The following is a 19,193-nucleotide window of genomic DNA, read 5'->3' on the forward strand; positions in this document are numbered from 1 at the left end:
TGACCATTTTTATGAAAGCTATCTTATATGTTTGCATCAGTTTCTTGATAGCCTTGGGTGGGTTGAATGGCGTAAATGCTCAGTCCATCATTGGTAAGGTGCATAACGTTAAGGCGGGAGCTGTTGAGTTTGCTAGTGTTCTACTGACCGCTTTGAATGATTCAACACTGACCAAGGGGGTACTGACCGACACACTAGGGGTATTCGAGCTAACAAACCTTACTCCCGGTAGCTACAAACTGATTATTACTTCGCTTGGCTATAAGGCTTATAGCAATAAGGAAATTACAGTACTTGCAAATGTTGATCCTATTAACTTGGGAGTGTTACAACTGATCGATGATACTAAAACGCTACAGACCGTTGTTGTAAAAGGTGAGCGCCCGGTTGTAGAGCGAACCTTAGGAAAGTTAACGCTTAACGTCTCAAACTCTTTTTATAAAACAGCTGCTACCGCCTTAGACATACTCAAACGAGCACCTGGTCTGCGGATTGACCCGCAGGGAGGTATTACTATTAAAGGTTCAGTCACGCCCGTGGTTTACATAGATGGTAAACAATTACCGCTCACGGCCGAAGAGTTGAGAAATCTACCCTCCGAAGATATTGAGCAGGTAGAAATCATAAGTAATGCCTCAGCTCAGTATGACGGAGAAACCCGAGCCGTAATTAATATAAAGCTAAAGCGGGATAAAACGCTTGGCCTTAAAGGTAGTTCCTACGTAGGCACTTCTGTAAACCGGTATTATGGGGGATACGAACTTGGTGGAAGTGCTACCTTTAAAACAAAGAAGCTAACTTATTACGGGCGAGCAGGTTACTATGAAAGCAATGATTTTTTGCATGAAGTGAGTAAACGAATCGTTCAGACGAATGCCGAACGCACCGTGTTTAGCAGTAATGCTTTCACGCATTGGAGAAATCACCCTTTATCTTATCAGGCATCTATTGATTACTCAATTAGTAAGAGTCATATGGTTGGAATTATGGCGCGTGGTGTGACAAACCGCCAAAATGACTTCACTGACAATACGACCCAGATTGCGAACTACCCAACAGGCATAGCTATGTTCTCTCAGCGAGAGCTTCCTACTGAGACACGGACGGTTACACGGCCTGCTAATGTGGCAGTCGATCTAAATTATCGGGGTACCCTTAGTTCCACGGGAGATCAGCTTTCCGTGAATCTTGATTACGCCAGTTATCAGACCGCAAAAACGCAGACTTTACGTACCATTTATACTGGCGACCTAACTGCCTCCGTCTCGTTCCCTTCAGTGCTCTTGGGTCAATTTCCATCAACTATTAGCATTCAATCTCTCAAGGCTGATTATACGCACCTAGTCGACAACACAATGAGAATAGACTTAGGAGCTAAGCTAAGCCTGACAAATACTGACAATGAACTAATCTATGACACGCTGTCGGCAACAGGAGTAATGGCGCGTGATCTTCGTCGTAGCAATCATTTCTTATACAATGAACGCATCATAGCAACCTATCTGCTGGTTGAGAAAAAAATGGGCAGAACCAGTATTGAAGCAGCTCTGCGGGTTGAGAAAACCGTTGCAGAAGGTAATTCATTGACGCTTGACAATGTAGTGAAACGAAACTTTATCCGTTGGTTACCCAGCCTTCAGATTCAACAAAAGTTAGACGAGAAGCAGAGTCTTTCTTTTTCATATGCCCGCAAGCTCCAACGGCCTACATTCTACGAATTAAATCCTTTTCAGTTTTATACTAGCCCTTTTGAGTATTCAGAAGGCAACCCTTTTTTACTGCCTGCTATACGCAGTTCGACCGAACTGGCTTACACATACAAAGATATTACGCTAACAGGCACTTACCGGGTTGACAGGAACTTGATCGCTCAGATGCCTATTCAGGATGAGATAACGAAGGTGATTCGCTACACTCGAACGAATCTAGACAAAAGTCAATTGGTAACCTTTGATATAGCAGCTCCATTGAAGATTAATAGTTGGTGGAAAACGCAGCACAGCGCCGTAGCCTACTACATACGGACCACGTCGTTATTTAATGAGGGTAGTTTTGATAACCGGGCCTGGAGTTTTGTGTTAAGTGGTCAGCACGTATTTTCGCTCCCACGTGGCTATACGCTCGAATACACGTATGATTACAGCGCTCCCAGCGCTAGCCAATTTTACCGTACCATTAGCTACGGCACAATGTCCTTTAGTTTACAAAAGAGCATACTCAAAGGAGCTGGATCGATTCAGGCAAACTTTGCCGACGCCTTTAATCTTTATCAACAAAAATTTTATGGAATTTTCCAGGATGTTAATGTTTCGACTATACAGATGCGAAACGTGCAACAGGCATCTATTCGGTTTACATACAACTACGGGCGATCTACATTTTCGCGTAGAAGCCGAACATCAGGAAGTTCAGACGAAGAAAACCGTGCACGCTAATAATGAAAGCCATGGAAACTACTCTTGTATATACCCCCGTGCAGTGTCCTAACGTGCTGGCCTTACAGCAGTTTATACTAGCGCAATGTGGTTCTGTTAATCGGACACTGGTCCGGGAAGTCGTTGAACAAGCTCCTCGGTTTCCTTTGGTGTCATTGAACGACCTTAACTACATTTTGAGGTCTTGGCAATTTGACACGTTTGCCTTCAAAGCTACCTCCGAGGGACTCATGCGGCTTAAAGGTCCGTTACTGGCTCATTGTGTCTGGCCGGATCAGGATCGCTATTTTGTGGTAATCCGGACCATTCACGAGAACGAGGTACACTATTTTTCACCCTTCCGAGGTGAGGTCAGAGAGCCAATCAGTTCATTTTCAAAATACTGGACAGGTGCCTTGTTAATGGCCGAGCCTACTACATTAGTTGAGTCAGCATTACTTTGGGATACCGATGAGGAGTCTATTGCTACTGCTGCTTACAAACGTGAAAGTGTTCAGGTTTACCCCAACTTTTTCTCGGCAGATGAATGTGCTTACATTATTAATTACGCTGAAGATAAAAAGTTGTTTACACGCAGTCAACTACAATATGAAGACAACCAAGTAAGGGACTCAGATACCCGAACCAGTTATTCTGCTTTTTTAAGAGATCTGCAACACCCTGTATTTCAAGCTATATATAATCGAGTGGCTACGTTACTGAAGGTCAATCTGAATCAAATTGAGCCTTTGCAGTGCGTACGCTACGGAGAAGGCCAACAGTTTAAGCCACACTTCGATTCAATGTCAGTAAACCACAGGCTCCATACGATTCTGGTATACTTGAATGATGATTTTGTGGGCGGAGAAACTTTCTTCCCCGAACTGAATATGAATGTTCATCCTAAACAAGGAAGTGCCCTGTATTTTCTAAATCGAGACGAAAATAATTTGGTTCTACTTAACTCAGTACATGCTGGACTACCTATTGCCAATGGGACGAAGTACGCGTGTAATATCTGGGTACGCAATCAGCCTATTACATAAGGATTTTCTTGAAAAGGACCACAATAAAAATGAGTACCAACCACAGTAACATATGAAACGATTAGAGATATTTTCCATAGCCATACTCTTCTACATCTGTGCAACATCAGTGGTTGGAATGACAATAGCAACTGATATAATTAAGCAACAAAATGAGGATACCGTCCGAACCTTTTCAGTGAAAGAGTTCGATCGTGTTAGAATCACTGGTCCCTTTGTTGTGACAATCATAGGTGGTACTGCGTTTTCTGTCAAGGCTTCAGGTCCTACCCCGGATTTAGGGGTTATGAATATCGGCACTCGAAACAGCACATTATTCGTTGAATACTTCCCAGTTAAGCGTAGTGAAAATCCAAATATTGAACACGGAGTAGTTAATGTAAAAATTACATTACCAATTCTTAAAAAAGCTGAGTTTCTAGAATTGACTCGATTTTCAATCAGAGGCTTTGATAAAATGGAGGATCTTGAACTAATAGCTAGCAGCCTGGCCAGTGGTTTCGCTATAATAAATGCCCAAAATCTAAGATTTACAGTGGATAAACTGTCATCATTGGTAGTTCAAGGAGAATCGGAACGACTAAAGGCTTTTTTGCAAGGTAAGTCTAACTTAAAAGCCTATGGCTTAAAAGTTAGCTCCGTTACTATAACGGTTGAAGGCATGAGTACCGCTGAAGTATCCGCTTCAGCGGCATTGGATGCCACTGCCAATGGAATGAGCAACATTACGTACAAAGGAATTCCGACGGTGCGACAGGATATTGACAGTAAAAGCAGCATAAAAGCTGAAACTATGTATAGGTAGTTTATGGAAAATCGATTAGTGCAATCTTGATGATAAGCAATGAAAACCTCGCTTGTTACTACGCTACGTAATGCAGATACCACACTCGACTATTTTATCAACTATCATCTTTCGATTGGATTTGATCATCTTTTCCTTTTCTTCGACGATCCCGACGACAAAGGCTTTATCCGATATGAACACCATCCGTCCATTACGGCTATTAAACATGATACTGTACTCCGCAACCTATGGCTACAAACTAGGTCAGCGATCGACAATTACGCATTTGCCGATCGTGAAGTGATGGCACGCCAAGTTATGAATGTTGATTTAGCTTTGCAAATGGCGCAGGAAGCGGGCATTGACTGGTTGCTCCATATAGATGTGGATGAACTGTTCTACTCGCCGAATCAATCTGTATGGGAACACTTTAATGAACTTTCGTCACGAGGAATATCGGTAGCCCGCTATTTTAATCACGAGGCTAATCCAGAAACTGACTGCATTCAAAATTATTTTGGAGAGGTATCATTATTCAAGCGTAATCGAGAAACATTGACTAAGTACCAGTCTAACTGGTTACTGAACAACTTAAACAGTCTTACGCCTTATTTTAACTTCTACAAGAATGGTAAGTCTGCCGCAATTACGAATTCAAGCACTCTACCGGATGGTGTACACGGATTTGAATCGATTAATGAGTCGGTATTACTGACTAATGGTCCCTTTATTCTGCATTTTCCCTGTTGTGGGTTCGATCATTTTCTGGCTAAGTATAGAACGCTAGGACAGTTTTCCGACAAGTGGTTCAACTGTGGCGAAGTGATTGAGCATATTATTCCTGTTCACAGCTGGTCGAGAGACGTAGTACAAACTAATGATATAGCTCGAATTAAAGCGTTTTATGATCAAATTTTCATTCATAAAGTTGAACATGTAAAAGATGCGGCTTTACAGGCTGGAGTATTTGAACGAATCAAGCTACCATCAATGAGTCAGCTATTGACTAGTCAACCATCCAAAGTAGCAACTCTGTTATGATACACAATTACCAATTTAAGTGTGTATATCGAATGTGACAAGCCTGATTACCTGTCGCTTTAAACAAGAATGTATGCACTCAAAGAGCCGATTGTTCCTTACGTAACAGACGACAAACACACCAGATAATAATTTCTCTTTAAGCTAGTTTTTCACAGCGCAGCGTTACCATTTAATACTGATTTTTTGGAAACATAAGATAAGTCGGTTCCGCCCAGTTAGAGAGAACATGTCTTCTAATTTAATTGATGGCTGTTTTCATCAGAAGACTCAACATTTTATACAATTTGCTAGACGGTCCTATAAAAGAGGGTAACGATGGCTGGCTACCATTTGATGGTACCATAGAAACTGCGTATTGTTTGTAGAATCGAATAGGAGGGTTTGAACTGAGTATCAAACTAGTATTATGCTGACTCTAATTATACATCTACAGTACTACAAGGACAAGTCAGATCAGTCTATTCCCGAATTGGACTTTCAGTATGACATTATTTCTATGCTTGTGCACAGCGTATACAATTAAATAGGTCATAATTAAAAGGAATGTAACCAGTTAAGGCGCTTTCTTAGGAGTGAATATACTTCACTGAACGAGTCATCATCCACTGCAGAAAGACAACTTAAATGTCCGTTTGACAACCCACTTGATAATGAATTTCTGAGTGGAATATCGCTGTTATTGTATGGGATCAGTTGATCTACCATGTTCCAGGCTGAAATTTTTTTAATTCACGAAATGCTTTTTAAATCAATTTCCGTATAAGATGGCCTCGCGATACAAATATTTCCGTCAACTCGACTTTATGGATTGCGGACCAACCTGTATAAAAATGGTAGCTGCCCATTATGGCAAAGATTATTCACTAGACTATCTGAGGGCTAAGGCATACATCACGCGATCAGGAGTAAGTTTACTAGGCATCAGTGAAGCGGCTGAAGCGATTGGCTTTAAAACATTGAAAGCAAAGCTATCCTACCAGCAATTAACTAAAGAAGCCCCCCTGCCCTGCATTTTGCACTGGAATCAGGAACATTTTGTCGTACTTTATGACGTACGTAAGTCAAGCTGGCGGCGATTACTAGGACGTTCGGATGAATCAACCGAACGGCTGCTGATTGGCGATCCTGGGCACGCGCTGGTTACAGTTGACCGCGAAACGTTTATGAAGTGCTGGGCAGGTACAGCCGACCAGAAAGGCATTGGCCTATTGTTAGAACCTACGCCAGAGTTTTACCAGCTCAAAGAGGAAACGCGGCAACGCACTACGGGCTTTCACTTCTTATTTGAATATTTAACGCCTTACCGTCGGTATGTACTTCAAGTGCTGTTAGGCATGTTCATTGCCAGCATCGTCAGCATGGTATTTCCGTTTCTGACGCAGAGTCTGGTCGATTTTGGCATTCATCGTCACAACTTGAATTTTATTCATCTCATTCTGCTGTCGCAGCTGCTGCTGTTTGTCGGCAACGTTGCAGTGGATATGATACGCAATTGGATTCTGCTACACATCAGCACCCGCGTTAGCGTCTCGATCATCTCCAACTTTTTGGTGAAGATGATGAAGCTACCGATTAGCTTTTTCGAGTCCAAAAACATCGGCGACATTTCGCAGCGTATTCAGGATCACCATCGCATCGAAACATTTCTGACCGGTGCTACATTAAACACGCTGTTTTCGGTAGTCAATCTCCTTATCTTTTCGATAGTGCTGGGCACATACAGCGGTCTACTACTAGCCATCTTTGCCATCGGCAGCTTTATTTCCGTCGCCTGGATCGCCATTTTTTTAAGCCAGCGTAAAGACCTTGATTATCGACGGTTTCAGCGAATGCGCGAGAATCAAAACACGATTTACGAACTTATCACCGGCATGCAGGAAATTAAACTTAACAACTGCGAAAAAGCTCGGCGATGGGAGTGGGAACGGATTCAGGCTAAACTATTTAAAATTAATATTCAAAGTCTTGTTTTAGAGCAGTATCAGGAAGTGGGTGCATCGTTCGTTACGCAGTTAAAGAACATTATCGTTTCATACCTCGCTGCAACACTTGTCATCGATAATCAGATTACGCTCGGCGTTATGCTCAGCATCTCTTATATCATTGGACAAATGAATGGGCCACTGAGTCAGTTGATGACTTTCATGCGCAGTGTCCAAGATGCCAAAATCAGTTTAGACCGGCTGGGAGAAGTCCACAATAAACCGGATGAGGAACTTGATGAAGAGCGGCTACTAGGCCGTTCCATTGCACTATCGCCCTGCGGACCGACTCTAGTACCAGAGGTGTATTTTGATGATGACCGGATTTCAGCAGCCCATGGTAACCCGAATCATAATCGGGGTATTATACTACGTAACGTGTCTTTTCGCTACGGCGGACCCAACTCGACACCAGTCTTAAAGAATATGAATCTGCACATCCCCGCAGGCAAGGTAACGGCTATAGTCGGCACAAGTGGAAGCGGCAAAACTACGTTGCTGAAACTGTTGCTAAAGTTTTACGCACCAACCGATGGAGAAATTCTGGTGAACGGCAGCAGCTTAACCGATCTGTCAGCTCGCGACTGGCGGCAATCTTGTGGCACGGTGATGCAAGACGGCTATATTTTTTCAGATACGATCGCACGCAACATTGCTGTTGACGGGCAGAAAATCGACGAGGACCGCTTATGGGATTCTATCCGTACGGCCAACTTACAGGACTACCTGCGTAAAATTCCGCTCGGCTTTACTACTAAAATCGGCAACTCCGGTGCCGGACTCAGCGGCGGGCAACGACAACGAGTCTTCATTGCACGTGCTGTTTACAAAAACCCGGCATACATTTTCTTCGACGAAGCAACAAGTGCTCTCGATGCTAATAATGAGCGGATCATAATGGATAATTTAGACCGTTTTTTTGAAGGTAGGACGGTTATTGTTATTGCACACCGGCTAAGTACTGTGCGCAACGCTGACCAGATTGTAGTTCTTGAACAGGGCGAAGTAAGGGAGGTAGGTAATCATTCGCAATTGACGGCTCAACGAGGTGTTTACTACGAATTAGTTAAAAACCAATTAGAATTAGCACAGGGATAATCATGCCAGTCGAACAAATACAGGGTCTCAACAATCGGCACGACTCGTACAGTGACGAAATGCAGGAAATTATTGGTCATGTTCCCCACTGGCTTATCCGATGGGGTAATGTGGTTATTTTCGCTGTTATTGCTTTGTTGCTGTTGACCGCGAATATTGTACAATACCCCGACACACTAACGGCGGAAGCGCTGATTAACGCACGTGACCAACCTCAAAAAGTGACATGGTATATCACCGACCCCAACATAACCTACCGCCCTAACATCTACGATGGGCAACGGGTTAAGGTTGGTGATACCTTAATTTTTGAAGTTGACGGAAGTAAGAAAGTAGCGACGCCCGTGCGCGCCAAGGTGTCCGGTCGAACATACTTGTTGAAAGGCGTAAACAATAATCCCAAAGCGTACATGATGCTAGTCGTCCCTCCAGTGACGCATTACGAAGTTCAACTTAAATTGCCACTTAAAGGAGCCGGAAAAGTCAACGCTGATCAGCGCGTATTAATTCGGCTAGATGCCTATCCTAGCAGCGAGTTTGGTTTTTTGGAAGGCAAGATTAGCAACGTCGTCCCTGTATCTTTGGATAACCACTACCGGGCCAACGTGAAATTAACCCGGGGGTTAATTACTAACACGGATAACAAATTGCCGGTTCAGCCTCTGCTTAAGGGGACAGCAGAGATTATGCTGGATGAAAAACGTCTGATTCAGCGCATCTTTGCCACTTTATTTTAAAAGTTTTTTAATTACATACAAACAAATAGTCTCGAAATAAACCAATGGAAGCGGCCTCTGGACAACGCATTACCTGCGGTATTATTGAAAAGACCGCCATTCAGCGTCAACTTATCAAAAGTTACATTACCCAGTTGCCCGAACTAGAATTTAGATGGGAGGCCGAGTTTCAGGAAACATCGTATGCCTGTTTCGAGACTCATATTCCAGATCTGCTTTTTATGAGCTTAGGTCAGTTGCCAGTTAAGGTAGCTCCTCTGTTACGTCCTATTTTAACTCACCACTCTGGTATTATTTTAACAACAGGGTACTATCTGAAGGAATTAGGTGAAATTCCTTTTCCGTTCGTTGCGTATCTGCAAAAACCGTTTTCATTCAAGATGTTTGCTGCTAGTGTTGACAGCTTTAAGCAACTATAAAAGTATCCGGGTTTAGACAAGGTATTAAAGAAGTTTGGTTAAGTGTTCAATCTTTTGAAATGAATTATTATATGGAGTAGGTGAGAGTGATCAAACAATGTATATTATCAAATCTTCATTACATGTAAGAAATAAAGGGTAATAAAATCTATTAAAATCGCTACTGAATAAGATCGAAAGATGGAATAGGTCCATGTCGGCTTTTAGCGCTACTCCAAGTGTCTGTAACGAATTATAATTGAAAATTTTAAGTATGCTAGTTACCTAATACAAAGACTTTTTTTAAGTAAGTATAGCTATAATTCTAAATTATACGAAAGTCTTCATAGACTAGAAAGTATATATTTTTCGCGAAAAATATATAACAATTAACTAAAATATTAAAAATGCAAATACAAAAAACGACCTTATAAAAATCTTGATTTGATCTACTTTTTTCACCAAAAACAGTATATAAAGTACCTATTAATTAATTATTAATAAATAACATCATAGTTCTTAATTTAAAGATAGTAAATAATATTATTTACAGGTTAGCTAGATAGTATTTTGTCTAGTAAATTTCTGTAACAAACTTCTGAACTAAATCTACTACTGGCATACTTATAGGCTTGCTGACTTAATCGAAAACGTAGATCATAATCACTGAGTAGTAATTCCAACAATTCCTTGAATTGCTCTGCACTATCAGCAGATAATAATGCTACATCCTTTGCATCGTCCATACCTAAAATACCATGTGTTGTTGTTAGTAAAGGTAAACCTGCGCACAAAGCTTCTATGTTTTTAATCTTAATACCCGCTCCAAAGCGAACAGGATTTATTATTATATCAACAGCTTCGTAAGCTATCATGACATTATTTACAAACCCATGCTTCTTTATATTTTTATAATCGTTTATATAGCTACATATGTTCCCATAGATGTTTAATGTTGGTTTTGTTATTTTAATGTTATCCCATACAGAATTTATAAACCAATTAATACCATCAATATTTGGTAAGTAAGTACTAGCTACATAACCAACATTCAAGGCATTCTTACGTATCGATGGCTTATATATTGTTGACGCATGTGGTACTAAAAGTACTTTCGGTTCTACCAAAATCTTGGAAATCAAATCGTAGTCCTCTGCTTTTATCATTAAGATATAATCATAAATTTTATAGAAGTCAAGTTCTTCTTGAAAACTAATGTTAGCTGTATAATTATCTTTGTACCCAGCTTCTAAAAATGACTCATTGCGCCGACTGATTATATCGTGTGTATCAAGAAATTTTTTTATTGAATCTGGTAAGCTTTCAATCAAATAAGTTAAGTGAATATATTCAACAATGCAACAATCACATTGATATTTTTTGAGTATATATTTAACTAATTTTTGTTGTACTTTCGTATCGTAGTTATTAATACTGACAAACTGAATATTAGATGGATTAAAATTATCTTTGTATTGAATGTTCTGATTAATTAGAATTACCGTTAAATTAACATATTGATTTAAGTACGATACCAATGAGCGAATTCTTACTCGGTTACCTGAACCGTGACGCCAGAAATCTACATCTGTAATAATAGCTACGTTTCTCATTGGATTTTCTTATAAAGAAAGATATTAATGCTGATTTAGTAAATATATTAAAAATGTTTTAAAATTCATTTTTTTTAGATTACCGAAAAGAAAAGTCTTATTGATTAGAATAAAAAATATTTGACAAGCATCTTGGTGTGTAGCTATTCAAATTAAAACAACAAGATAGGTGTCTACTTATTAAGCCTATTTTTATCTAAATAAGGAAATCCAATTTGTTGGTAAAGTTAATATGCCTAACTGTTCGTCGTCAAGTAAAAGTAGACAAATAGGATGAGACAATTCTTTAAATTGTCTCATCCTAAATCGCCTTAGTAATGTCTAATTTAGCCAAAAAAAATCTACAGGAAAACCGGCTGCCGCTTTCCCCTCTATGTCTGCTGAGCATAAGCCCGCTTTATCCATTATCAAAGACGTCCAGCGACAAACCAGCCAACAGTACACCGCTGAAGAAAAAAGCCGCATTGTCCTAGAAGGGTTGCAAGGCGAACAATCAGTAGCCAATCTGCCGACGACAAATTTTTAATATGAACAGTTATTATCCGCTGGAGTAAAGAATTTCACCGATAACCTTAGTCAGGTGAACGATGTGGGTTTACTAAAGTGGTTAACCAAACCCGTCTACGTAGTGCTCTGCGGCACGACTGGCAGCGATACAGCGTTGGCCTACCAACCCGATTATTACCTGCTAGCGGCGCAGACTCGGGGTAGTCTGCACACCTTGGAAGACGATCTGAACCCAAGCGCCGTTTCGCCGACCCAAACGCTACGCGTGGGGACTCATTTTTATCGGTACCGTGCTAGTCGAAAGCAGTTCAAACTCACCCCCTACACTCACCGTCCCAAACGTTATCTAGGCTTTGTGTGCTGTAGTTACGTCAATTTGTCTCAGCTATGATAACGATGAAGTATCAGTTGAACGGTCTTTTAAGTACGCCCCTTCAACTGATACTTCATCGTTATCATAGCTGAGACAAATGTGGTCTGTTATACGCATCGGTTGAACAATTACCCAAAAACCCCTTTTACTCAAACAAAATATGCGCTTACGTACGAACATAGACGGTCGATCTGATCAACTCCCCTAGCACCCCAATCAACCCTATCTACAGCAACAGCACGTTGATGCCGCCACTAATTTTTTGACCATTTGTGATTGGTTATTTACAGGGCATTTTTCTAATCCTGCGGGAAGATGTCCTGTCTAAATCAACTTCGATCAAGTTGTTTCGCTAACCTCATCACTTGGGTCGCTTGAAAACGACTTCCCCGGGCAGTCTTAAACCCCGCCCGATTTAACCGCTCAGCCATCTCGACATAACTGGTATTAGTGGCCATTAAAGCACTGATCAATTCAGCCGCTTTGCGATTGTTTTCATTATTGGCTGCTCGTAACTGATTTAACTAAGCGGCTTTAGCGGACACATCGGGCTAGAGAAACGAGTTGGCCCCTTTGCGCCATTGACCCACCCGAAGCAGTTTCTCGTCTAGGACTTTTTTAGTACGCTCGCCGACCATTTTCCGTTCCTGCTGGGCTAGAGCTGCGAAAATATGAATTGTGAACTCATTGGCATCGAGCATGTCGGCACACACGAAGCTCACATGCGAATCCATCAACGAAGACACAAAGGTCATGTTCCGACTCAGCCGGTCAAGCTTGGCAATGACCAGAAGTGCGTTGTGGCGATTGCCATAGTCAATGGCCTTCCTTAATTCAGGCCGTTGATCATTCTTGCCCGATTCGATGTCACAAAATTCAGCTACCAGCAGCGTTTGATCTTTGACAAAACTGAGTACACTGCTGCGTTGGGCATCGAGGCCTAATCCGGACTGGCCTTGCTTTTTAGTGGAGACTCAGTAGTAAGCGACGAAGGTTTGCATGGTGCAAAATGAGGTTCCACGCTTGCTTTACATAACTAGAGTGCTGATACTACCCTTGTCAGCGATATTACCGGATTTAGTTTATCGTCTTTCCAGCCTTCTGAGCGGGTTTACCGGCAATACCAGACAGCGGAGGTGTTATCGCCGAAAGATACTGGTAAGCACCACAGGATTGGACTTTTTGGGCCGAAAGGTGTTACTTGATATCTTACTTTTCACCCTCCGGTAACACTACTGGGTAATACCTCATGTAATACCCAGTAGTATCCCGAACGTTGGTAACGATGAAGCCAGCCTGCTACGACTCTTCAGTAGGGTACACCTATCCTGGTAAACCCGCTCAAAAGGCTGGAAAGGCGGTGAACCGGGTAAACTTTCGAGCTTAGGTACACCTGCTAACAAAGAAATATTTAGATTAACTCTAGGTTCGAAGCTATATGTATTGGTTATGATTGGGTTTCTACAAAAGCAATTAGCCAACACTCGACTAGATCGTTTCGAATATTAGATGACCGTTTATGATTTGTAACAAGACCTATCTTAACATCTGCTTCGATACACTTCAACGATGAGTGTCTTTGATAATAAATAATCAACTCGTCACTACCCAGACTGGCAACGCACTCCGGTCGCATTGGTCTTGCCAGACTGGTAAAGAACACGTTTGGTTATAAACCTTAATGACTTAAAATGAGTATTCATTATAGCACGTTGAATGCGTTTGTCAATTCATCACACCCGTACCGCAAATCACTTAAAGCCTATTCTCTGTTGAAATCGCTTTCACAACCCATGTGCCTAGTCATAGACCGATGCCGGGCTTGGTTATTATTAGTTATGCTGTTTCTGATAAACGCTGTATCGTACCAACCCGCGGATCAACTCATTGGCCGGTGGCAATTTCCTTCTAAAGGCTCCAGCGTTGATGTATACCGGCAATCGGGTCTTTACTTTGCTCGAGTGGCGGAGGTCGATCAGGCAGGCGAGCAAAACTTTGGCTTGGTAAAAGACAGTCTACTAATACGCAATCTTCAGTATGATGGCGAGTTGTGGTCAAAGGGGCGCTTGATTCATCCTAAGACGGGGATTGCCTTAAACGTTGAGATAGCTATGGTTAAGCCAAACACGATAGCTGTAACCGTATACAAAGGACTCAAATTGTTTCACCGCAAGTTCGAGATGACCCGCCAAGAAAAGAGATAGTTGTTAGTGAACTATCTATAAGTGGGATTAAAAGGTGTTATCACTGAGAAGGTTATAGTCTTACCTGTGCCTATTGCCAGGCAAAAATTCCTTGAAATTCATTATTGACCCAATTCCGATAAGCTTCGTTCTGATAATCACGAGGGCCACTCTCGTATGGAAATTGGGGTGTAACAGGTATATATATCGATCTTACGCAAGATTCTTTCTACTGCTTTTTGGTACAAAACGCTGCAGGTTTGCTGCGCTTTTTTGGCTGCTAATCTCTGTTCATCCATCAACAACTCATCAAACTCTTTACCGCCGTAATCTCGAACAATAGCTGCTTCTATTTGCTCAAATGGCACAAAATCAGCGTAGTCGCTACGGCCGTTGAATAAGCAGTCAAAGTATGCTTCGTATTCGGTAAAAGCCTCGTTGCCCACTTTCCAGGACAACTTTAGGTCCAACTCTTCAAGGTTTTCGAGCAAGCCATAAGCCGTAAAATTAAACGAACCTTTAAAGCGTACCTTGTTCACACCATCGTAAAAGATACCGGACTTGTAATGCGATATACCTCGCTTGTTCTAGGTTTAATCGCACGAATCTTCATCCGCTCAGAAGCTATCAACCGGGCTAAACAAGCAAAGAAGTGGTCGCCATACTTATTCAGTGCCTTCCGGAGCGTTTGAAAACCATGGATTGAAAAATCATACTAATCGGCGGATGTATTCGCTCACTCAATAATTGCAGCCTTATCATTCGCCGACAGTACATGATTAATGACCAAACGAACCCGCCCACCGTTACTGATAAATTTAGCAAATTCCAGCGCTAATATATTGATAGCCGACAAACTGAAATACCCTAATAGCAGATCAAGCCGAGTGCTTTCAACCAACGCTTCCATATAGAAAGCTAAAGGCTCATTCTCACACTTCTGTATTCCTCGCTCCTGGGAAAATCAATATTGGACAGCATGGACCCGTTGTTTGATGGTTTCAGCCGCCCGATAAATATCGCTTTCTCTAGTGTATCGACCTAATGAAATTCGGATGGCACCAGATGCCTCATCGTCAGTCAAACCCATTGCTTTCAGACATAAGACGGTTTATACATCGCCGATGAAAAGGCCGATCCGTTCGACCGAGCTATGTTTCTCAATTGGCCTATCGGAACGTTCACGTCTGTACCAGGAAGCGTGATATTTGTAGCGTTATAAAGTCGGTTAACTCCACTACCATTTATAAAAGCGCCATCAATATCTAAAAGCAATACTTCTATATGATCCCGTAACTCCTCAACTCGTTCGACATCAGCGACCTTCGATTTCTGCGCCAGTTCACAAGCCCGACCCATTCCAACTATACCTGGTACGTTCCGCGTTCCACTCCGTAAGCCCCGCTCGTGGGCACCACCATGCGTTGTAGCGGTCAATCGGACACGACGAGGATAACGTTGCCGCACAAACAAGCCGCCGACACCTTTAAGACCTAAAACTTATGCGCCGAAAATGATATCAAGTTAACGTCGTTTTCATCAATACTAACTGGTATTTTACCCACAGCTTGGGTCGCATCTGTCATAAATAAGGCGTCTACATCGTGCGCGAGTTGAGTAACCTGCTTAATTAACTGTATATAACTCAAGTTTCGTTGTTGACCATCATTACAGCTACCAAAGCCGTATCAGGTCTCAAAGTAGAACAAATATCATTAAGGTCAATTAAACCATCTCTGTCAACTGGTAAATATGTTACCTCGTAGCCATGTGTCTCCAAATACAGACAAACATCAAGCACCGCGGCAGGCTCCGTTTCTACTGTCACAATATGCCGCTTTTGATCAGGTTGATTTTCTACACAGCCTTTGATACCTAAGTTAATTGCCTCTGTCGCAGCCGCGGTAAACACTACTTTATTAGACTCACAGTCAATTTGGTACATGCTCACGAGCTACCTTTACCGCATTGCTAATCTCCTTACCAAACCCGTGTGCACTTGAAGCATTACCATAATATTCTGACAAGTACGGAATCATCGCTTGTAGGACTTCCGGAGCGAATTTCGTAGTTGCATTATTGTCGAGGTATATGTAATCCTCCATACAAGATGAACAGCTTATGACCTTATCATAAAATCGAAAATTACAAAGAATGAGTTACTTTCTGTAAGCTACTATGAGGGTTGTTTGAACGTCATCCGTTTAGAACTATAGATGATAGATACTAAGTTTTCGCTTTTTGAAAATTTGGCTTGAATAAGTCAAGAACAATTAAGCGAGTGAGTAGTTTGTTAAGCCATCCAACATGCCTCTGCTACGCTAACAGCCCCAATTAGCAAACCGAAGTATGATAAAGGGTTACGCGGACCAATCTGTGAACCAATCCGCTCGGTTATAAGTAGCGTACCCCGCTTGAATGCTAGGCGGAATACGGTCGCTTTAGCCCTTCAGGTCTCGTACATACGCCATTGGCCTCTTGCGAATATTTACAATTAAATTATGGAAGAGAAGATCAATTTGTTCACGGCTGGGTGGGCCCGTTTGGCCGGACACTTTACTTATGAGAGGTTGATAAAATAGTTTGATAATATTGGTTTTCAAAGTCAATCGGGGAACGGTAGCCTTCAATATAGTTAAACATCTCACCATACACATCCTGCAAGTTCATAATACAGTTGCAGGAGCAGTCCCACCCGAAAAGACTCTCCATAAGCTGGTCTGCCGGTGCGGTTTTTGTGGGAATCGTCAGCTTCGGCCATACTCTGCTTACATTGCCACTTATCGAGTCTCTTGCGGAACGGCTTAATATGTCCTAAGTCCGCTAAATACAGTTATTAATTTTAAGTTCATCTAAACATCCTCTTTTTGTCATACCTCGCATCTTCCCTTTTTTGTCATACCCACTTATCTTTTCAATGGATTCGACTTTTTAACTTGTCAAATGGTTTTTGAGCTAAAATACTCTCAATTTTTGTTTGAGAGTATTTTGTGAAATTTAAATAAATTTAGATAGCTAATAATGTATTGACTTTCAGTAAGTTAAGAAACTTAGTTATGACAAAAAAAGGGAGTTTTTATGACAAAAAGGGGGGGAAGCCATGACAAGAAAGGGAATAAGCTATGACAAAAAGAGGATGCTTATATGACATTATAAAAAAAGTCATAACTTGCTGATGATTCCTGTTAAGTAGCAGTGGTATGGCAAAAAACAAAGAAGTAAAACCTATTGAGTCTGAGCAACTGGTAATACTAAAGAATGCAGTGGCAATGGCCAAATATGACCTCAGTCGTAATCAGCAAAAGGTATTTTTGGAGGTGGCTATGCTTGCCAAAAACAACCCGGAAGAAAAGTTTTATAAGCTGTATATCAGAGAGTTTTTAAAAAATATTGGTGTTTCTACTAATGATACCGCAGAGCTGAAGCGGGAAATTGAAGAAATGCGTAATATCACGATTCACATACCTAAGACAAAAAGGGGGGGCGAGCTTAAAGCTAACTTCTTTGCCTCTGTCGAAATATTTGAGAATCAAAGCAGTCGATTCATTGAAATTGAGCTATCGGAAAAACTCAAACCGTACTTCATTGAGATAGCTGAGGGAGAGTTTTTTCATTATCAAATTGAAAACACAAGAGTCTTAAAGTCAAATCATTCTATTCGCATGTATTTGTACCTTAAGGCCTGGCGTTGGGCTGGTAAGGCTACGATTAGGTATGACGAATTAAGGGGGATTTTAGGAGTAAAAGAGGGTGACTACAAACTGTTTGGAGATTTCAAACGGCGTGTGCTAGATAAATGCCAAGACGAGTTAAAGCAAAGGACTGACATAGCCTTTGATTATATACTAATTAGAGAGCGTCCGAATAATCCAAATACACCTGTTCACAAAATTAGCTTTACCGTTAAAGATAATGGTAAGACTCCGGCTATCATCGAAGTCCCTTTACTTCCCCAAACTGTCATAGGCAAGACTTCGCCGCTCATTGATGTTCCTTTGCCCCCCCAAACTGTCATACCCTTAACGGTTGAGCCAGATCAAGAACTACTCAAACTGGCGTATGAAATTGAAAAAATTGATGTTCAGGAACTGGCGGTTTTAGTCGGGAATTACGGTCGAGAGCGTGTACATGATGTACTCGTACTAGCCAAAGAACAAGCTGATAAAGGGATCAAGATACAATCGCTTATTGCGTATCTGCACGTTGCTATCAAAAATGAATCAGCGAAGGGTAAAGCTAGAAATCAAGCTTTAAAACGTAGTAATATCGACACAATGAAAGTACACAGAGAGATAGAAACGGCTATCAAACGTGGACTGGATAACTATCGTGAAAAGTATTATACTGAGCTTGGTAAGAAAGCTAAGCCAGAACAAAAAAATGAGTTCTTGACTCTTTTGCTAGAAAGGATAGCTAAAAACGAGATTCGAAGACATGACGTATATGATGGTGAAACGTTGAAACAAGATGTAGTCAGATACTTATATGGATATGAATATCACAAAAAATCTGATGATGAACTGGCCGTTATGTTTATGCAAAGCATTGATAAGCTAGTTGCAAAAGAAAAAGGGTTTTGGAAATATCTATAAAAATTCATAATCAATAGTTGAAGCAGTAAGCATTAGCAAGCTGATTGCTAAAATCCTCATTCTATTTTTATTAATGATATTTCATTCGATGTCTAATATACTCATAAACAAGAAGAGGTTTGATCAACTTATGTATGTTAGGACGTAACAAACGCAGGAGTTTAAGAGCATAAAGCAGTTTGTGGAGAAACTTGGCTAGTCTGTGATTAATTATCTCGTCATTCGCCAGCTATACACTTCGGAGAAAGCGGTTTTATTCATCTGTCGTCAATAACACTTCAGGAATCCCAAGAGCCCGATAGTGTTGGAACAGCATAACTTACTGAATGCATCATCGGAAGGCTTTGCGATAGATACCTCCTGATGGTATTAAATTAAACTCGCCGGGCTATTCGATCCTATCTGAGTTGTACAATCAC

General features: G+C 41.3%; 17 protein-coding genes and 1 pseudogene. 11 read left to right on the forward strand and 7 right to left on the reverse strand.

Features of this window, described 5'->3' with window-relative positions; genetic code table 11:
- Positions 1–11: 11 nt before the first annotated feature.
- From M0L20_RS25725 to M0L20_RS25755, 7 genes are all read left to right on the forward strand, one after another.
- A complete protein-coding gene (locus M0L20_RS25725) occupies positions 12–2,435 on the forward strand; it encodes an outer membrane beta-barrel protein (protein ID WP_248480025.1) in 2,424 nt (807 codons plus the stop codon).
- A 2-nt stretch (positions 2,436–2,437) separates the two neighbouring features.
- The gene (locus M0L20_RS25730; RefSeq protein WP_248480026.1) at positions 2,438–3,460 is read left to right on the forward strand and encodes a 2OG-Fe(II) oxygenase; all 1,023 of its coding nucleotides are present in this window, start codon (positions 2,438–2,440) and stop codon (positions 3,458–3,460) included.
- A 52-nt stretch (positions 3,461–3,512) separates the two neighbouring features.
- Positions 3,513–4,265 (forward strand): GIN domain-containing protein, encoded by a 753-nt coding sequence (locus tag M0L20_RS25735; protein ID WP_248480028.1) that lies wholly within the window; start codon positions 3,513–3,515, stop codon positions 4,263–4,265.
- A gap of 39 nt (positions 4,266–4,304) precedes the next feature.
- Complete coding sequence (locus M0L20_RS25740; protein ID WP_248480030.1) at positions 4,305–5,288, forward strand: glycosyltransferase family 2 protein; 984 nt, start codon at positions 4,305–4,307, stop codon at positions 5,286–5,288.
- 767 nt (positions 5,289–6,055) lie between these two features.
- Positions 6,056–8,371: a peptidase domain-containing ABC transporter gene (locus tag M0L20_RS25745; RefSeq protein ID WP_248480032.1), complete on the forward strand. Its 2,316-nt coding sequence runs from the start codon at positions 6,056–6,058 to the stop codon at positions 8,369–8,371.
- 2 nt (positions 8,372–8,373) lie between these two features.
- The gene (locus tag M0L20_RS25750; protein ID WP_248480033.1) at positions 8,374–9,108 is read left to right on the forward strand and encodes an HlyD family secretion protein; all 735 of its coding nucleotides are present in this window, start codon (positions 8,374–8,376) and stop codon (positions 9,106–9,108) included.
- Between the two features lie 44 nt (positions 9,109–9,152).
- Positions 9,153–9,527, forward strand: coding sequence for a response regulator (locus M0L20_RS25755; RefSeq protein ID WP_248480034.1), 375 nt, complete (start codon positions 9,153–9,155; stop codon positions 9,525–9,527).
- Positions 9,528–10,060: 533 nt separating this feature from the next.
- On the opposite strand, the gene M0L20_RS25760 is transcribed toward M0L20_RS25755, so the two are convergent.
- A complete protein-coding gene (locus M0L20_RS25760; protein ID WP_248480035.1) occupies positions 10,061–11,119 on the reverse strand; it encodes a glycosyltransferase in 1,059 nt (352 codons plus the stop codon).
- A gap of 373 nt (positions 11,120–11,492) precedes the next feature.
- Between M0L20_RS25760 and M0L20_RS25765 the strand changes: the two genes are divergently transcribed.
- The gene (locus tag M0L20_RS25765; RefSeq protein WP_248480114.1) at positions 11,493–11,645 is read left to right on the forward strand and encodes a hypothetical protein; all 153 of its coding nucleotides are present in this window, start codon (positions 11,493–11,495) and stop codon (positions 11,643–11,645) included.
- A gap of 54 nt (positions 11,646–11,699) precedes the next feature.
- A complete protein-coding gene (locus M0L20_RS25770; protein WP_248480036.1) occupies positions 11,700–12,017 on the forward strand; it encodes a hypothetical protein in 318 nt (105 codons plus the stop codon).
- 533 nt (positions 12,018–12,550) lie between these two features.
- Here the strand turns inward: M0L20_RS25770 and M0L20_RS25775 are convergent.
- A pseudogene (locus M0L20_RS25775) lies at positions 12,551–12,961 on the reverse strand (recombinase family protein); the annotation flags it as partial.
- An 876-nt stretch (positions 12,962–13,837) separates the two neighbouring features.
- Here M0L20_RS25775 and M0L20_RS25780 point away from each other — a divergent pair.
- Positions 13,838–14,203 (forward strand): DUF2147 domain-containing protein, encoded by a 366-nt coding sequence (locus M0L20_RS25780; RefSeq protein ID WP_248480037.1) that lies wholly within the window; start codon positions 13,838–13,840, stop codon positions 14,201–14,203.
- A gap of 137 nt (positions 14,204–14,340) precedes the next feature.
- Here the strand turns inward: M0L20_RS25780 and M0L20_RS25785 are convergent, their stop codons facing one another.
- The 5 genes from M0L20_RS25785 to M0L20_RS30415 form a co-directional block, all read right to left on the reverse strand.
- Complete coding sequence (locus M0L20_RS25785) at positions 14,341–14,721, reverse strand: hypothetical protein (protein ID WP_248480038.1); 381 nt, start codon at positions 14,719–14,721, stop codon at positions 14,341–14,343.
- Positions 14,722–15,277: 556 nt separating this feature from the next.
- Entirely contained in the window at positions 15,278–15,619 is a 342-nt protein-coding gene (locus M0L20_RS30215; protein ID WP_262924024.1) for an aminotransferase class V-fold PLP-dependent enzyme, read from the reverse strand.
- Positions 15,620–15,675: 56 nt separating this feature from the next.
- A complete protein-coding gene (locus M0L20_RS30220) occupies positions 15,676–15,768 on the reverse strand; it encodes an aminotransferase class V-fold PLP-dependent enzyme (RefSeq protein WP_262924025.1) in 93 nt (30 codons plus the stop codon).
- Positions 15,769–15,827: 59 nt separating this feature from the next.
- Complete coding sequence (locus M0L20_RS30225; protein ID WP_262924026.1) at positions 15,828–16,127, reverse strand: aminotransferase class V-fold PLP-dependent enzyme; 300 nt, start codon at positions 16,125–16,127, stop codon at positions 15,828–15,830.
- Positions 16,114–16,287: an aminotransferase class V-fold PLP-dependent enzyme gene (locus M0L20_RS30415; RefSeq protein WP_354004282.1), complete on the reverse strand. Its 174-nt coding sequence runs from the start codon at positions 16,285–16,287 to the stop codon at positions 16,114–16,116. The genes M0L20_RS30225 and M0L20_RS30415 overlap by 14 nt, the downstream gene beginning before the upstream one ends.
- Before the next feature lie 1,095 nt (positions 16,288–17,382).
- Here M0L20_RS30415 and M0L20_RS25795 point away from each other — a divergent pair.
- Positions 17,383–18,774: a replication initiation protein gene (locus M0L20_RS25795; RefSeq protein ID WP_248480039.1), complete on the forward strand. Its 1,392-nt coding sequence runs from the start codon at positions 17,383–17,385 to the stop codon at positions 18,772–18,774.
- Positions 18,775–19,193: the final 419 nt, after the last annotated feature.

The organism is Spirosoma liriopis (genome assembly GCF_023196085.1).
Taxonomy (GTDB): domain Bacteria; phylum Bacteroidota; class Bacteroidia; order Cytophagales; family Spirosomataceae; genus Spirosoma; species Spirosoma oryzicola.

Excerpts from the sequence above, each read along its gene's own strand:
- M0L20_RS25730 (WP_248480026.1), top strand. The coding sequence starts at position 2,438 with ATGAAAGCCATGGAAACTACTCTTGTATATACCCCCGTGCAGTGTCCT.
- M0L20_RS25765 (WP_248480114.1), top strand. The coding sequence starts at position 11,493 with ATGTCTGCTGAGCATAAGCCCGCTTTATCCATTATCAAAGACGTCCAG.
- M0L20_RS25760 (WP_248480035.1), bottom strand. The coding sequence starts at position 11,119 with ATGAGAAACGTAGCTATTATTACAGATGTAGATTTCTGGCGTCACGGT.
- M0L20_RS25750 (WP_248480033.1), top strand. The coding sequence starts at position 8,374 with ATGCCAGTCGAACAAATACAGGGTCTCAACAATCGGCACGACTCGTAC.
- M0L20_RS25725 (WP_248480025.1), top strand. The coding sequence starts at position 12 with ATGAAAGCTATCTTATATGTTTGCATCAGTTTCTTGATAGCCTTGGGT.
- M0L20_RS25735 (WP_248480028.1), top strand. The coding sequence starts at position 3,513 with ATGAAACGATTAGAGATATTTTCCATAGCCATACTCTTCTACATCTGT.
- M0L20_RS30225 (WP_262924026.1), bottom strand. The coding sequence starts at position 16,127 with ATGTACCAAATTGACTGTGAGTCTAATAAAGTAGTGTTTACCGCGGCT.
- M0L20_RS25780 (WP_248480037.1), top strand. The coding sequence starts at position 13,838 with ATGCTGTTTCTGATAAACGCTGTATCGTACCAACCCGCGGATCAACTC.
- M0L20_RS30415 (WP_354004282.1), bottom strand. The coding sequence starts at position 16,287 with ATGGAGGATTACATATACCTCGACAATAATGCAACTACGAAATTCGCT.
- M0L20_RS30220 (WP_262924025.1), bottom strand. The coding sequence starts at position 15,768 with ATGACAGATGCGACCCAAGCTGTGGGTAAAATACCAGTTAGTATTGAT.
- M0L20_RS25755 (WP_248480034.1), top strand. The coding sequence starts at position 9,153 with ATGGAAGCGGCCTCTGGACAACGCATTACCTGCGGTATTATTGAAAAG.
- M0L20_RS25740 (WP_248480030.1), top strand. The coding sequence starts at position 4,305 with ATGAAAACCTCGCTTGTTACTACGCTACGTAATGCAGATACCACACTC.
- M0L20_RS25795 (WP_248480039.1), top strand. The coding sequence starts at position 17,383 with ATGGCAAAAAACAAAGAAGTAAAACCTATTGAGTCTGAGCAACTGGTA.
- M0L20_RS25745 (WP_248480032.1), top strand. The coding sequence starts at position 6,056 with ATGGCCTCGCGATACAAATATTTCCGTCAACTCGACTTTATGGATTGC.